Genomic DNA, 14659 nt, shown 5'->3' on the forward strand with positions numbered 1-14659 from the left:
GTCTGGGGAGCCCTCGCATGGCCGTCGCATTTACCTTTCCAGGACAGGGCAGCCAGGCTGTCGGCATGGGCAAGGATCTCGCCGATGCCTTTCCCGAAGCGCGCAGGGTCTTCCAGGAAGTCGATGATGCGCTCGGCGAAAACCTGTCGAAGCTGATCTGGGAAGGTCCCGAAGAGACCTTGACGCTGACGGCCAACGCGCAGCCGGCCCTGATGGCGGTATCGCTGGCGGCGATCAGGGCGCTGGAAGCGCGCGGTTTCTCGCTGAAGGACCAGGTCGCCTATGTCGCCGGCCATTCGCTGGGCGAATATTCGGCACTCGCCGCCGCCGGCTTCGTTTCCGTCGCCGATGCCGCTCGTCTGCTGCGCATTCGCGGTAACGCCATGCAGGTGGCGGTGCCGGCCGGCGAGGGCGCCATGGCGGCGATCATCGGGTTGGAGCAGGCCGATGTCGAAGATGCCTGCGCCGAGGCCGCTAAGGGCTCGATTTGCCAGATCGCCAACGACAATGGCGGCGGCCAGCTGGTCATCTCAGGTGCAAAGGTCGCGGTCGAGCTGGCAGCGAAACTGTGCACCGATAAGGGCGCCAAGCGTGCGCTGATGCTGCAGGTGTCGGCGCCCTTCCATTCGGCGCTGATGGCGCCGGCGGCCAACGTCATGCGCGAGGCGCTTGCCGGCGTGGCAAAGACCGCGCCAGTCGTTCCCGTCGTGTCCAACGTATCGGTGCAGCCGTCGACCGATCCCGACGAGATCGCCGGGCGCTTGGTCGAGCAGGTGACCGGTCGCGTGCGCTGGCGCGAAACGGTGGAATGGTTCGGCGCCAACGGCATCACCACGCTTTGCGAGATCGGTGCCGGCAAGGTGCTTTCGGGACTGGCTCGCCGCATCAACCGCGATATCGCCACCGCGTCCGTCGGTTCCTCGGCCGAGGTCGAGGCGGCACTTGCGGCGCTTGCATAAAGCGCCATTTGAGACCATCCCTATAAGGGGCGCCCTCTTCTCAACCTGGAGACAAAAATGTTCGAATTGACCGGCCGCAAGGCGCTTGTCACCGGCGCATCGGGGGGCATCGGCGAGGCGATCGCCAGGGTGCTGCATGCGCAGGGCGCGATCGTCGGCCTGCACGGCACGCGCGTCGAGAAACTGGAAACGCTGGCCTCCGAACTGGGCGATCGGGTCAAGCTGTTCCCGGCCAACCTGTCGAACCGTGACGAGGTCAAGGCACTCGGCCAGAAGGCGGAGGCCGATCTCGAGGGCGTCGATATCCTGGTCAACAATGCCGGCATCACCAAGGACGGCCTGTTCGTGCGCATGTCGGACGCCGACTGGGATACGGTGCTGGAGGTCAATCTCACCGCCGTTTTCCGGCTGACCCGTGAACTGACCCACCCGATGATGCGCCGCCGCCATGGCCGCATCATCAACATCACATCGGTGGTCGGCGTGACCGGCAATCCCGGCCAGGCGAACTACTGCGCCTCCAAGGCCGGCATGATCGGCTTGTCCAAATCGCTGGCGCAGGAAATCGCCACCCGCAACATCACCGTCAACTGCGTCGCTCCGGGCTTCATCGAATCGGCGATGACCGACAAGCTCAACGAGAAGCAGAAAGAGGCGATCATGGCGGCGATCCCGACGAAGCGCATGGGCACCAGTGCCGAAGTGGCGTCCGCCGTTGCTTATCTGGCTTCGAACGAGGCCGCCTACGTAACCGGGCAAACCATCCACGTGAATGGCGGCATGGCGATGATCTGAGCGAGCTCCGGCAGCAACATCGCCGCGCTGTGAAAACCCACCATTTCGGCTTGGACCTCGGCAATTTTTCGTGTAATGCGGCCCGCAACCCGGCGGTTCGGGCAAAAACCGGTCCGTGGCCGTTGCGTTTCCGGCAGGACCATCTTTCAGCTTGATTAGCGGCATTCCGCCCGCTAACGAAGACAGACAAACAAAAGACGAGGATGCCCCAAATGAGTGACACCGCAGAGCGCGTCAAGAAGATCGTCATCGAGCACCTTGGCGTCGATGCCGACAAAGTGACGGAGCAGGCGAGCTTCATCGATGATCTGGGCGCTGACAGCCTCGACACGGTTGAACTCGTCATGGCGTTCGAAGAAGAATTCGGCGTCGAGATCCCCGACGACGCAGCAGAGACCATTCTGACCGTTGGCGATGCGGTGAAGTACATCGACAAGGCTTCGGCCTGACGCTTTCCGCAGTCGTCACCGGGGAGGACCTGCGATGAGGCGTGTCGTCGTCACGGGCCTTGGCCTGGTTTCGCCGTTCGGCATGGGCTTCGAGCACAGCTGGAAGCAACTGCTGACCGGCCGCAGCGCTGCCAAGCGCGTCACCGAGTTCGAAGTGGACGATCTTGCCTGCAAGATCGCCCACGTCATTCCGCGTGGCGACGGCTCCAACGGTACGCTCAATCCCGAAGCCATTCTCGAGCCGAAGGAACTTCGCAAGATCGGCGACTTCATCCTGTACGGGATCGCGGCCGCCGATGAAGCGCTGAAGGATTCCGGCTGGCAGCCTTCCACCGAAGAAGAGCGTTGCGCCACCGGTGTGCTGATCGGCTCCGGCATCGGCGGTCTCGAGGGCATCGCCGAGAACGCGATCATCCTGAAGGAACGCGGCCCGCGCCGCATCAGCCCATTCTTCATTCCCGGAAACATCATCAATCTCGTGTCGGGCCAGGTTTCGATCCGGCACGGATTGAAAGGCCCCAACCACGCTGTCGTCACCGCTTGCTCGACCGGCGCGCACGCCATTGGCGACGCCGCCCGGCTGATCATCTTCGGCGATGCCGACATCATGCTGGCCGGCGGCGCCGAATCGCCGGTGACCCGACTTTCGCTCGCCGGCTTCGCGGCCTGCCGGGCACTCTCGACCGAGCGCAACGACACCCCGCAAACCGCCTCGCGGCCCTACGACCGCGACCGCGACGGCTTCGTCATGGGCGAGGGGGCCGGTGTCGTGGTTCTGGAAGAGCTCGAGCATGCCAAGGCGCGCGGCGCCAAGATCTATGCCGAGGTGACCGGCTACGGTCTGACCGGCGACGCCTATCACATCACCGCGCCGGCTGAAGATGGCGACGGAGCCTTCCGTTGCATGACCGCGGCGCTGAAGCGGGCAAAGCTTACGCCGGCCGATGTCGACTACATCAATGCGCACGGCACCTCGACCATGGCCGATACGATCGAACTCGGCGCTGTCGAGCGGCTGGTCGGCAATGCGGCTTCCAAGATTTCGATGTCGTCGACCAAGTCGTCGATCGGCCATTTGCTGGGCGCGGCCGGTGCCGCCGAAGCGATCTTTTCGATCCTCGCCATCCGTGACAATATCGCACCGGCGACCATCAACCTCGACAATCCCGAGCGCGAAACCGCGATCGACCTGGTGCCGAACAAGCCGCGCCCGCGCCAGATCGACGTGGCACTGTCCAATTCCTTCGGCTTCGGCGGCACCAACGCCTCGCTGGTCTTCCAGCGTTATAATGGCTGACCGAGCTGCCGGGCGGTGCTTTGGCGTGCCGTCAATTTTGCCATATTCGCCCCTACTCTGCCGCAGGGGATTCGTTGAGAGATCGAACGGTAGGGCGAAATGAACACAAATCCGTCAGGCAACGGAGAATTCGGGCAAAGGCCGGCGAATGCCGGGCCGATCGTGCCGAAGACGGCAAGCGAGGCGCTGCGGCCGGAGGCTGGAACGCCGCCGCCGAAACGGTCGCGCGCTTCGCGCAGCCAGATCGTCGTGTTCATGAACTTCGTCATCTCCTCGGTGATGCTGATGGTTCTGGCGGCAGGCGTGGCCCTCTATTTCGGCAAGCAGGAGTTTACCGAACCCGGCCCTTCCGCCAATGGCGACACCTTCCTCGTCAAGCCCAACACCCGCGTCCAGGATATCGCCGACCAGCTTGAGCGCCGCGGACTGATCAGCGACGCCCGCGTGTTCCGCCTCGGCGTGCGTGCCTTCGGCAACGATTCCGCGCTCAAGGCCGGTGAATACGAGATCAAGCCCAGGGCGTCCATGCGCGACATCATGGAACTCCTGAAGAGTGGCAAGTCGGTGATGTACTCTTTGACTATTCCCGAAGGGCTGACGGTCGAGCAGGCTTTGCAGCGCATCGCCGACGAACCCGCCCTGAGCGGCGATATGCCGTCGAAGACGCCCCCCGAGGGTAGTCTTGCCACCGACACGCTGCGCTTCACGCGTGGCGCAACGCGCCAGCAGATGGTCGACAAGCTGCTCGCCGATCAGAAGAAACTGGTCGATGAGGTGTGGCAGCGGCGCGCGCCGGATCTGCCCCTGGCCAGCGTCGAGGACTTTGTCACCCTGGCCTCGATCGTCGAGAAGGAAACCGGCAAGGGCGATGAACGCTCACGCGTGGCCGCCGTCTTCCTGAACCGGTTGGCCAAGGGCATGCGCCTGCAGTCCGATCCGACCATCATCTACGGTCTGTTTGGCGGCAAGGGCAAGCCGGCGGACCGTCCGATCTACCAGTCCGACATCCAGAAGCAGACGCCTTACAACACCTATGTGATCAGCGGCTTGCCGCCGACACCCATCGCCAATCCCGGCCGCGCGGCCCTCGAAGCCGTGGCCAATCCGTCGAAGACCGACGATCTCTATTTCGTCGCCGACGGCACGGGCGGCCACGTCTTTGCCGCGACCCTGGACGAGCACAATGAAAACGTCGCCCGCTATCGCGCGCTGCAGAAGAAGCAGGCCGATGACGCAGCCAAGGCCGCCGCTGCCGCCGGTACCAGCGGCAGTGCCGACAAGCCTGCAGCAGACAAGCCAGCCGACGACAGCGATGCCAGCGGCGGCGACAATGGCGATGCCGGCGGTGATGAGGGCGCAGCCCAGTAATGTGAAGAAAGGCGTTGCCTGGAAGGCGGCGGCCTGACATTTGAGAGAACGCCAGGCGTCCGATTTCGACGCGTTCGCGGCGTAGTCATTTTAAGCCGCGCTTGCCCTACCGGAAAACCGGTTTCAGGGTGAGGCGCCAGGGATGTGCGGGCGACATGAATTTGCAAAGTATGACCGGTTTCGCGCGGGCCGTCGCCGAGCACGACGGCACCTCCATTGCCTGGGAAGTCAAATCCGTCAATGGCAAGAGCGTCGAGGTGCGACTGCGGCTGCCCCAAGGATTCGAGCGGCTGGAACCTGTGGTCAGGCAAACGCTGCAGAAGCGTTTCGCCCGCGGCAATTTCCAGGCGACGCTGACCATCGGCCGCGCCGCCGGCACGCAGGCGCAACCTATCGTCAACGAGGCGTTTCTGAAGGATCTTGCCGGCCTGGCCAAGCGGCTGCAGGAGCAGTTCGGCGTCGCGCCCGCGACGGCTGACGGATTGCTGTCGCTGCGTGGTGTGCTCGACGTACCTGAAACCATCGAGACCGAAGAGGCGCGGACCGCACTCGACGCCGCCATCATGGCCGCGCTCGACGTGGCGCTGAACGGCCTGGAACAGGCCAGGCACGGTGAGGGCGCAGCACTGGCCGTGCTTTTGTCCGGCCATGTCGATACTATCGAGACGCTGACCCTGAGCGCGGAAGCTGACCCGTCACGCGATGCGGCGGTGATCCGCGAACGCATCGCCGAGCAGGTCAGGCTGCTGATGGACGCATCCGCCAATCTGGATGCAAGCCGGCTGCACATGGAGGCGGCGTTCCTTGCCACCAAGGCCGATATTCGCGAAGAGATCGACCGGCTGAAAACGCATGTCGCGTCTGGCCGGGCCTTGCTTGAGGGCGGCGGCGCGGTCGGCCGCAAGCTCGATTTTCTGGCACAGGAATTTAACCGCGAATCAAATACGCTGTGCTCCAAGTCGAACGCCGCGACAGTCACAGCGATTGGGCTGGAGTTGAAGGCCGTGGTCGACCAGTTTCGTGAACAGGTCCAGAATCTGGAGTAGCCGATGGTTGCCAAGGAACCGATGGTTCCCAGGGATTTGGGGTCCCGCATCCGCCGCCGGGGGTTGATGCTCGTCCTGTCGTCTCCATCGGGGGCCGGCAAGTCGACGATCGCGCGCAACCTTCTGGAGAGCGATTCAAGCCTTGAACTGTCGGTCTCGGTTACCACAAGGCCGCGCCGGGGTTCGGAAATCGAGGGCGTTCACTACCACTTCCGCACGATGCGCGAATTCGAGCGGCTGCGCGATTCCGACGCGCTCCTCGAATGGGCGGAGGTGCACGGCAATTGCTACGCGACACCGCGCGAGCCGGCCGAACTGGCGCTGGCGCAGGGCCGCGACATGCTGTTCGACATTGACTGGCAGGGCGCTCAGCAGCTCAAGGAGAAGATGCGCGCTGACATCGTCTCGATCTTCATCCTGCCTCCGTCGATGAAAGAATTGAAGGCGCGGCTGAAGCGCCGCGCCGAGGACCAGGAAGCGGTGATCGAGACGCGGCTGAAGAACGCCCGCAACGAGATCGAGCACTGGAAGGAATATGACTTCGTCATCGTCAACGACGATCTCGACCGTGCCTTCGCCGAAGTGCGCGGCATCGTCGTTGCCGAGCGGCTGCGGCGCGACCGCCGGCCGGGTCTCTTCGATTTCGTGTCGGGATTGCTGGACGAGAAAACGGTGTGATCGCCCTTTCCTTCTTCCCGTCAACGGGGAGAAGGTGGCCCGAAGGACCGGACGAGGGGCAGCACCATACCTTCGCAACTTCGCACTGCCCTTCATCTGCCTGCCGGCATCGTCTCCCCGTGAACGGAGAGAGCGGAGTTAGACCGCATTGGTCAGCCGCACGAACTCCTCGATGCTGAGTGTTTCCGCCCTGCGCGTCGGGTCGATCCCCGCTCGTTCGAGCAAGGCCTCGCCGCCGAGGCTTTTCACGCTCTGCCGCAGCATCTTCCGGCGTTGGCCGAAGGCGGCTTCCGTGACTCGGCCGAGTTTCTTCACATCGGCGGGCAGGGGTGTCGTGCGCGGCTCCAGGTGCACCACCGAAGAGGTGACCTTGGGTGGCGGCGTGAAGGCCTGAGGCGGGACGTCGAAGGCGATCCTGGCCTGCGTGCGCCAGCCGGCGAGCACGCCCAGCCTGCCATAGGCATCGCTGTCGGGTGCCGCCACGATGCGCTGGGCGACCTCACGCTGGAACATCAGCGTCATCGAGGCGTAGTAGGGCGGCCAGTTTGGGACCGTCAGCCATCGGACCAGCAGTTCCGTGCCGATATTGTAAGGCAGGTTGGCCACGATCCGGACCGGACCGTGGTCGGCCTCCGAGGCGAGTGCCGCGAAGTCGGTCTTCAGCGCGTCGCCCGAAATCACCTCCAGCCGACCGGGGTAATGAGCGGAGACTTCGGCAAGCGCAGCCAGGCAGCGTTCGTCGCGCTCGATGGCAACGACCCGGCGGGCGCCGTTCGATAGCAGCGCCCTTGTCAGCCCTCCAGGCCCGGGCCCGACCTCGATCACCGTGGCATTTGCCAGGTCGCCGGCGCTGCGTGCGATCTTGCCGGTCAAATTGAGATCGAGCAGGAAGTTCTGGCCGAGAGCCTTTTTCGCCTGCAGCCCATGGCGCTCGATGACGTCGCGCAGTGGTGGCAGCCCATCGATGCTCATGCGCGAAGACCGGAAGCGGAAGCACTCATGCGGCGACGGCCTTCGCGTCGATGTCGGCGAGCTTCCTGGCGAGCTTCAGCGCCGCTATCAGGCTGTCCGGCCGCGCCACGCCCTTGCCGGCGATGTCGAAGGCGGTGCCGTGGTCGGGGGAGGTGCGGATGAAGGGCAGGCCCAGCGTGACGTTGACAGCTTCGTCGAAGGCCAGCGTCTTGGCCGGGATCAACGCCTGGTCGTGATACATGCACAGTGCGGCGTCGTAGCCTGCCCGCGCCCGGGCATGGAACAGCGTGTCGGCGGGCAAGGGCCCGAAAGCATCGATGCCTTCAGCGCGCAGGATGTCGACCGCTGGGCGCACGATATGCTCGTCTTCCATGCCCATGGAGCCGCCTTCGCCGGCATGCGGATTGAGGCCGGCAATGGCGAGCCGAGGCCTGGCGATGTCGAAGCGGCCGGCAAGGTCGGCCGCGGTGATGCGTGCGGTCGCGACGATCAATTCGGTGCTCAGGGCCTTCGGCACGTCGGCCAGGGCGATGTGGATGGTTACGGGAACCGTGCGTAAGTCCGGGCCTGCCAGCATCATCACCGGCATCGCCTCGACGCCGCTGTGCCGAGCCGCCAGATGCGCCAGATATTCGGTGTGGCCGGGAAAACGGAAGCCGGCATCATAGAGCGGCTTCTTGGCGATCGGGCAAGTCACCACGGCGGCCGCCTCGCCGGCAAGGCAGGCCTCGACCGCGCGGTCGATCGCTTCGATGGTGCCGGCTGCGTTGGCGGGGTCTGGCCGGCCGGGGCTGTCGATGAAGCGCTCCGTCAGGGGAACGATCGGCAAGGCGCGGCCAAAGACCTCGATCGCCTGCACCGGCGTCACTTCCTGGACAGGCAGCGAAACGCCAAGGAGGCGCGCGCGCGCCGCGACCACGGCCGGGTCGGCCAGAAGGTAGAAGGGGGGCAAGCCGACGGCGTCCCGCGCAAGGAAGGCGGCGATGGCGATTTCAGGTCCGATACCGGACGGATCGCCGACGCTCAACGCCAGCGCGGTCATCGCGCGGCCCACGTCAGCGCTTGACGATGCGGGCTTTAGCCTTCAGCTCGTCAACATATTTCTTGCTGAGATCGTCGGCGGCCTTGTCGTTGGAGCCTTCGCTCTGGAATACCATCTGTGCCGTCTTGTCGTCGGACACTTCGCGCGACGAGCAGATGCCGATGAATTCGACGCCGCGTTCGGTCTCGCGCGTGACGGTGGCGCCACCGACCTTGGTCGCCTTGATCTGCTCGGCCCAGTCCGGCGGTAGTTGCGGCGCCAGAATCCGGCCGAGGTCGCGAACGGTGACGTCGATCAGGCCCTTGGCGAACTCGCGTGTCGTGTTGCAGCCGTTGAAGCGGGCACGCATGGCATCGGCCTCGCGCTTGCGCTTGGCCAGTGTCGCGCTGCGTTCGGCCGCTGGCACGACGAAGATGACCTGCTGCAGCATGTATTCCATGGCGCTCGGCTTGGCGCCGCCCTTGTCAAGCATGCGCCGCACCGCGTCCTGTTCGGTCACGCTGCCACCTTCACCGGAGCGGTAACGCGCGCTCAAGGCTTGGTTCCATGCCATCTGGGCACGAATGAACTCCTTGAAATGGTCCTTGCTGACGCCGGATTTTTCCATGACGCCGTCGAGCTGGCCGAGCTGCATCTTGTTGTTGGTGGCAAAGCGCTGATAGGCGGCCTCAACCTGGGCATCGCTGATACGGATGCCAAGCCGTCTGGCCTCGGCGAGGCGCAGCGTCTGGTCGATCATTTCCTGGGCAGCGTCGCCCTTCTTGTGTTGCAGCTTCAGGAAGGCGGCACGATGGGCGATGTCACCACTGGTGATTGCTATGTCGTTGACGACGTATTTGATCTCGCTGGCGAAAGCCGGCGGCGTCATCACGGTCATCGACAGGGATGTCGCCGCCACAAGCAACGCGAACCCTGCTGAAAAGAGGTATTTCCTCATCGTTAGCATCCCAATTCTATTCCGGCTCCGCCCAATTCCGTCCCCTTCCGGATACGCGAATCCGTGCCAGCCCTATGCGGCGAAACGATGTCGCCGCTTATTGGATGGTGTCGATTGCGTTGGTCGACGAGCCGAAGTCGCCGAGGGTGCGGAACGACAGGTTGAATCCGATGCTCTGCGTCACTTCCCTGGTGTTCAGGTCACGCGACTGCGCGTACGTCATCAGATAGGTGAAGCAGGAATCGTTGTAGGCGAAGCCCACCCCGTCCTTGACCAGCAGGCCCTCCTGCAAATCGTAGGTTCCTGTTCCGAACACGCGCCAGTTCTCGGCAAGATGTGTCGATGCGCCGAGCGTGACCTCGTGACGGTCGGTCGTGAACCCATAGAGCGGCTGGGCCTGGATGAAGGCATACTTGGCGCTCAACGACACCGGCAGGCCGGAATAAGCAGCTTTCAGCTCGGCGCGGCGGATCTCGAAGCTCTGTTCGTCGAAACGGCCGCTGACGGAGGCCGCGAAGCCATTGGGGCTGGTTATGCCAAACAGGCCGACATAGTCGGACTTGGTCGTCTCAAGCCCTGAATTTGCGCCGACATTGACCAGATCGGGTGCCGCAAAGGAGTTTTCGCCGCCAATCTGATAGGACTGGCCGAAGATCGCATTGGTGCCCCAGCCGTTGATGTAGGAGCCGGAATAGCGCAGGCCGACATTGGCACGCGAGCCGCCCTCGATGCGGTCGTAACCGGAGAACTTGTCGCGTTCGAACAGCGTGGTTGCATCGAAAACCATACTTTGAGCGTCTTCGTTCGGAATGGAGAGGCCGCCGACATACTGTTCGTTCGGGCGCAGGAACACCTGAGCCATCGGCTCGACAACGTGGCTCGACCCGCTGGCCAGCGAGAACAACAGCGGCCAGCTCATCTCGAGCCCGGCGGTCGCCATGTAGCGTGCGAAGGACGAGCGCATGTCTTCGCTGGTATGTATGTCAGGGTTGGCGGCCATCTCCTGAATGGCCGCGAGCGAAGCCGATGACGCGCGGACGTAGTCAACATCGCCCTGGAATGCCAGCAGTGGTGTCAATACCAGCCCATCATCGGTAACGAATGTCCGCTTCCATTCGGCTTCGGTGGTGAGTCTGCCAGACTCGCCCTCTATGCCACGGACACGCTGTGCCGGCGTGGCAGAATCGTATGGCGTGTTGAAAGCTTCGTCAAGATCTTCGCGGCGAATGACTCGCGTATTTACGTTGAACGACAACTGGCCGCCGGCGACCGATGTGTCGGGGATATAGGCATAGTCGAGCGAGGGCAGCACCCAAGGCTGCTGGCCGCTTCGCGCCGCGGCATTTTCGTTGGGCGTATCTTCCTGGACCTCGAAATGCATGGCGCGCACGTCGAAATAATTACGGTCATTAAGGCCGGTCAGGTAGACGGACGACTGGTGAACGTAGGCATTGTACTTGGCGATGTTGTAGGTGTTGGAGAAGTTCTTGTCGGTCTGCAGCAACACGTCCCAGCCGAAATTCCAGCGTTCGTTGATCGCGAACTGCCCCTGCGTGCCCATCATGCCGCGGAACTTGTTCGGATCGCCCACCGCGCCGGAATCGATATTGTGACCAGCGGTCGAGGGGAATGCCGCGCCGTCGATGAAGGCGTCCGGATCCTGCTGCTGAATGCCGGCGATCTTGAAAGTGTATTCGCCATTGTTGAAGCGCTGGCGCCATTCGGCTTCGCCGAGGAAGCCCTGCTTGGTGTAGCCGCTTCCGGTCACCGTCAGGTCATATGTCGGCGAAAGGGCGAAATAGTAGGGGATCTTGACGCTGTACCCCAAGTGACTGTTGTAGCCGATACTGGGGATCAGGAAGCCGCTCTTGCGCTTCACCGTCGGGTCGGCGATCTCGAACGCCGGCAAGTAGGCCAGCGGAAACCCGAAGAACTCGAAATTCGCGTTCTCGAAGCGAACCGTCTTCTTCTCGCCGTTCCAGATGATCTTTCTGGCTTTGACGCGCCATGTCGGCGCCTTGTCGGGCTTGTCTTCGCATGGTTCGCAGGCAGTGTAGACACCATTGTGGAAGGTGGTCAGCACGCCGCCCATGCGTTCGGCGCTTTCGGCGGCGAAATAGGCCTTGTCGACGGTTTCAACGCGCAGCGCGTTGACGAAGCCGTCTGCGAAATCGTCGGTGATGTCGATGTGCTGCGAATTGATCTTGGTGCCGTCGCTGTTGACGATCTCGACATTGCCGCTGGCAACCATTCGCTTGGTGTTGCGGTTGTACACGACCTTCTGGGCGACGAGGCGGTTGCCGCCATAGTCGATCTGCACGCCGCCGATGGCGGTCACCGTCTGGTTGTCGTTGTTGTATTCCAGCGTGTCGGCGGCGAGCAGCATCTGCGAGCCGGACGGAACCGTGGTCGCCATGTTGCCGACATCCTGCGCGAACGCCGGCAGCGGGACGCCGCAGGCGACCAGGCACGCCAAGGCGCTCGCCGCATAGAGGCGCGCCAAACGGGCCTGCCTGTCGCTGGGCAAAAACGCCTCCCTCACTAGCCGTCTTCCTTGTATAGCAGGAAAGTCACCCCGAAGAACATAGCTACCACGACCGGCACCCAGGCGGCTATGGCAGTCGGCACGAACCCCGCCACGCCGAACGCCTTCACCAGCACCGAAACGACATAAAGCAGAAACCCGGCAACGACGCCACCCAGAATCATCGTTGCCGACTGCCCCATTCGCGCAAATCGCATTGAAACTGTTGCCGCAATCAGCGTCATGGCGACGAGGAGAAACGGCAACGCCACCAGCGAATCAAACTGCATGGCAAAGGCATTTGCCTTGAGGCCGAAGGAACGGGCAACCTCGATTTTTCCGGGCAGGTCATAGAAGGGAATTGTCTCCGGGCGTGCCAGCCGCTCCTGCACGAATTCCGGCTTCAGATTGGTCGGCACACGATCGTTCGCGACGGGCTGGATGGTGCCGTTCCTGAAGATCTTCACATCCTGCAATTCCCAATAACCGTCGCGCAGGTAAGCACGCGCCGCATCCTTGCGCTCGACGATATTGCCTTGCTGGTCGAGGATGAAAAAGACCGCGTCGGCCATCTCCAGACCCTGGTCGAGGATGGCCCGCGCGCCGATGATAGTATCGCCGGAACTGGTTTTCTGGCGAATCCAGGGAGCGGCGTCGGCCGAAACCGTGTTGGATTTGCCGGAGCGCAGCTGCGTCTCGATCTGTTCGGACAAGGAGAAGGCGTGCGCGGCGAGCGGGTTGATGATTCCGACCGAGACGGCGCCGAACAGCAGTGCGCCGATGCAGCACGGCAAAAGGAACTGCCAGGCGGAAACGCCCGCGGACCGCGCGATGACAAGTTCGTACCGCCGGTTGAGCGAAACCAGCGTCGCCATCGCCGAGAACAAGCCGACAAACGGCACCGTCTGCAGCATGATCATGGGCATTCGAAGGCCGGAAATGGCCATCGCCGTGCCATAGGTGAACCCTGGCAGGCCGGTGGTGCGGCCGGACAGTTCGGTGAAATCGATAAGGAATACCAGTGCCAGAAGGCCGAGGAAGAACCAGATCGTGATCGCCACGTAGCGGAAGAAGAAATATCGACCCAGAGTCCAGCCCATCAGCCGACCCCCTGGCCTGAGGTGTCGCGCCTGGAGAGACGCAATTTGAGGGCATTCCAGCCATCACCGATTCGGCTGGCCAGGTTTGTCATCCAGTCCGCCCAGGCAACCGGCAGTTCCATGGTCCGGTTCGATACGATGAACCAGATCGCCACCGCGGAAGCCACGATCGGCACGCCATAGACCATGTAGGCATATTGCGGGACCTCATCGGCCTTGCTGGCGGCGAAGAAACCCAGCCAGCGCACGAACAGCGATATCGCGATGGCGGTGATCAGCGGATTGACGCGCGCCTCGCGATGCGAACGCGCGTCTCCCGCCACCGCGAGCGCGATCAGCGCAAAAACCATGGAGTAGGTCCATTCCGAAAACCGCTGGTCGACCTCGGCCCGGTACTCCTGGGGACTTTGCTGGTAATTCTTGTCGTTAGGACTTGGATTGAGCAGGTATTGGGTGGTCTGGTCCTTTGGCAGGAGCGTCACCTGGTTGGCCGCCGACATGAAGGCCGACATGTCGAAGGCATAGGACGTGAACCGGATGACACTGAGGTCGCCCGTCAGCGTTTTGCGATGGATGACGCCATCATTCATCATCAGCACCTTTTCGCCGCCGCGTTCGATGATGCTGCCGGTCTTGGCATAATAGACGAGATTGACGCCTTCCTCGCGCGAATCGGCGACGAAGATGCCACCCAGCCGGTTGTCGGGAAGCCGCTCGCCAATCTGCAGGAACAGTCCGTCCTCGATCTTGCGGAAGGTGCCTTCCTGGATGATCAGCGACAAAAGGTCGGCGCGCGACTCCGCCACCAGGGCGCGGTTCTTCTGTCGTGCATAGGGGTCGATGCCGTTGTCCACGGCGAACGAAAAGACGCTGGCGGCCAGCGCCAGCAGCATGATCGGCCGCACGATGGTCCATCGTGAGGCTCCCGATGCATTGACCACCGCGAGTTCCGAATCCGAATTCATCACACTGAGCGTCTGGGCGACCGCCACCACGAGCGCGAAAGGCACGACGATCGGAACGATGGAGGGGAGAATAAGGGACGCGACCTCGAAGAAGGTCAAAGCTGACTGACCGCTGTCGGTGACCAGGTTGATCTTGGCCAACACCTGCGTCGTCCACACGATGGCCAGCGTCCAGACCAGTGCTGCCAGGAAGACCACGAAAGTGCGGCGCATGATGTAGCGTTCAACGACCTTCATGAAGGCTTTACTCGATTTTCTCGAACGGCATCATGCCACCACGCTAAGGGTAGCTGTCCGGCGACGCCCGCACAACTGGCTCCGTTGGGCTGCATTAGGCAGGCGATCCGGTTCCCGTCCCACGTCGCGTGCCGCAGTAGGCCGGAGTGTCGGCGGCAATGGATAAGAAAGGACGAACATCGATGGTTAACAACAGGTTGCGGCATGAAGCGGAGCCGTTCCGCGACGAATCGCCATCGATTCCATGTCTCATATGGGTAGCCATTTTGGCAAAGTCTTGCCAAATGCCG

General features: G+C 62.9%; 13 protein-coding genes. 7 read left to right on the plus strand and 6 right to left on the minus strand.

What is annotated here, in order from left to right:
- The first annotated feature begins 17 nt into the window (after window positions 1-17).
- From fabD to gmk, 7 genes are all read left to right on the plus strand, one after another.
- The gene (gene fabD, locus EN804_RS12925; protein ID WP_135919644.1) at window positions 18-959 is read left to right on the plus strand and encodes an ACP S-malonyltransferase; all 942 of its coding nucleotides are present in this window, start codon (window positions 18-20) and stop codon (window positions 957-959) included.
- Window positions 960-1016: 57 nt separating this feature from the next.
- Window positions 1017-1754, plus strand: coding sequence for a 3-oxoacyl-[acyl-carrier-protein] reductase (fabG, locus tag EN804_RS12930; RefSeq protein WP_135915339.1), 738 nt, complete (start codon window positions 1017-1019; stop codon window positions 1752-1754).
- Between the two features lie 212 nt (window positions 1755-1966).
- Window positions 1967-2203 carry an acyl carrier protein gene (locus tag EN804_RS12935; RefSeq protein ID WP_006203723.1) on the plus strand — a complete coding sequence of 79 codons (237 nt, stop codon included), beginning with the start codon at window positions 1967-1969 and terminating at the stop codon, window positions 2201-2203.
- A 34-nt stretch (window positions 2204-2237) separates the two neighbouring features.
- Window positions 2238-3500, plus strand: a complete 1263-nt coding sequence (fabF, locus tag EN804_RS12940) for a beta-ketoacyl-ACP synthase II (protein ID WP_135883319.1) — start codon at window positions 2238-2240, stop codon at window positions 3498-3500.
- A 99-nt stretch (window positions 3501-3599) separates the two neighbouring features.
- Window positions 3600-4868, plus strand: coding sequence for an endolytic transglycosylase MltG (gene mltG, locus EN804_RS12945; RefSeq protein ID WP_135919646.1), 1269 nt, complete (start codon window positions 3600-3602; stop codon window positions 4866-4868).
- Window positions 4869-5023: 155 nt separating this feature from the next.
- Window positions 5024-5914 carry a YicC/YloC family endoribonuclease gene (locus tag EN804_RS12950; RefSeq protein ID WP_135883317.1) on the plus strand — a complete coding sequence of 297 codons (891 nt, stop codon included), beginning with the start codon at window positions 5024-5026 and terminating at the stop codon, window positions 5912-5914.
- Between the two features lie 21 nt (window positions 5915-5935).
- Entirely contained in the window at window positions 5936-6592 is a 657-nt protein-coding gene (gmk, locus tag EN804_RS12955; RefSeq protein ID WP_027053294.1) for a guanylate kinase, read from the plus strand.
- A gap of 138 nt (window positions 6593-6730) precedes the next feature.
- Here gmk and rsmA read toward each other — a convergent pair whose 3' ends face one another.
- The 6 genes from rsmA to lptF all read right to left on the minus strand — a co-directional run bounded on the left by rsmA (window position 6731) and on the right by lptF (window position 14369).
- Window positions 6731-7564: a 16S rRNA (adenine(1518)-N(6)/adenine(1519)-N(6))-dimethyltransferase RsmA gene (gene rsmA, locus EN804_RS12960; protein WP_135919648.1), complete on the minus strand. Its 834-nt coding sequence runs from the start codon at window positions 7562-7564 to the stop codon at window positions 6731-6733.
- 25 nt (window positions 7565-7589) lie between these two features.
- The gene (gene pdxA / locus EN804_RS12965) at window positions 7590-8606 is read right to left on the minus strand and encodes a 4-hydroxythreonine-4-phosphate dehydrogenase PdxA (protein ID WP_189524511.1); all 1017 of its coding nucleotides are present in this window, start codon (window positions 8604-8606) and stop codon (window positions 7590-7592) included.
- Window positions 8607-8619: 13 nt separating this feature from the next.
- Window positions 8620-9552: a peptidylprolyl isomerase gene (locus EN804_RS12970; RefSeq protein ID WP_189524065.1), complete on the minus strand. Its 933-nt coding sequence runs from the start codon at window positions 9550-9552 to the stop codon at window positions 8620-8622.
- A gap of 88 nt (window positions 9553-9640) precedes the next feature.
- Window positions 9641-12085: an LPS-assembly protein LptD gene (locus EN804_RS12975; RefSeq protein ID WP_189343619.1), complete on the minus strand. Its 2445-nt coding sequence runs from the start codon at window positions 12083-12085 to the stop codon at window positions 9641-9643.
- A complete protein-coding gene (gene lptG, locus EN804_RS12980; RefSeq protein WP_189343640.1) occupies window positions 12085-13170 on the minus strand; it encodes an LPS export ABC transporter permease LptG in 1086 nt (361 codons plus the stop codon). Before lptG ends, EN804_RS12975 begins: the two co-directional genes overlap by 1 nt.
- Window positions 13167-14369 carry an LPS export ABC transporter permease LptF gene (gene lptF, locus EN804_RS12985; protein WP_127276079.1) on the minus strand — a complete coding sequence of 401 codons (1203 nt, stop codon included), beginning with the start codon at window positions 14367-14369 and terminating at the stop codon, window positions 13167-13169. Before lptF ends, lptG begins: the two co-directional genes overlap by 4 nt.
- Window positions 14370-14659: the final 290 nt, after the last annotated feature.

Source organism: Mesorhizobium sp. M8A.F.Ca.ET.161.01.1.1 (assembly GCF_004792105.1).
Classification (GTDB): Bacteria; Pseudomonadota; Alphaproteobacteria; order Rhizobiales; family Rhizobiaceae; genus Mesorhizobium.

Bases quoted from the DNA above. Each gene is read 5' to 3' on its own strand.
- fabD (WP_135919644.1), top strand. From the start codon at position 18: ATGGCCGTCGCATTTACCTTTCCAGGACAGGGCAGCCAGGCTGTCGGC.
- fabG (WP_135915339.1), top strand. From the start codon at position 1,017: ATGTTCGAATTGACCGGCCGCAAGGCGCTTGTCACCGGCGCATCGGGG.
- EN804_RS12935 (WP_006203723.1), top strand. From the start codon at position 1,967: ATGAGTGACACCGCAGAGCGCGTCAAGAAGATCGTCATCGAGCACCTT.
- fabF (WP_135883319.1), top strand. From the start codon at position 2,238: ATGAGGCGTGTCGTCGTCACGGGCCTTGGCCTGGTTTCGCCGTTCGGC.
- mltG (WP_135919646.1), top strand. From the start codon at position 3,600: ATGAACACAAATCCGTCAGGCAACGGAGAATTCGGGCAAAGGCCGGCG.
- EN804_RS12950 (WP_135883317.1), top strand. From the start codon at position 5,024: ATGAATTTGCAAAGTATGACCGGTTTCGCGCGGGCCGTCGCCGAGCAC.
- gmk (WP_027053294.1), top strand. From the start codon at position 5,936: ATGGTTCCCAGGGATTTGGGGTCCCGCATCCGCCGCCGGGGGTTGATG.
- rsmA (WP_135919648.1), bottom strand. From the start codon at position 7,564: ATGAGCATCGATGGGCTGCCACCACTGCGCGACGTCATCGAGCGCCAT.
- pdxA (WP_189524511.1), bottom strand. From the start codon at position 8,606: ATGACCGCGCTGGCGTTGAGCGTCGGCGATCCGTCCGGTATCGGACCT.
- EN804_RS12970 (WP_189524065.1), bottom strand. From the start codon at position 9,552: ATGCTAACGATGAGGAAATACCTCTTTTCAGCAGGGTTCGCGTTGCTT.
- lptF (WP_127276079.1), bottom strand. From the start codon at position 14,369: ATGAAGGTCGTTGAACGCTACATCATGCGCCGCACTTTCGTGGTCTTC.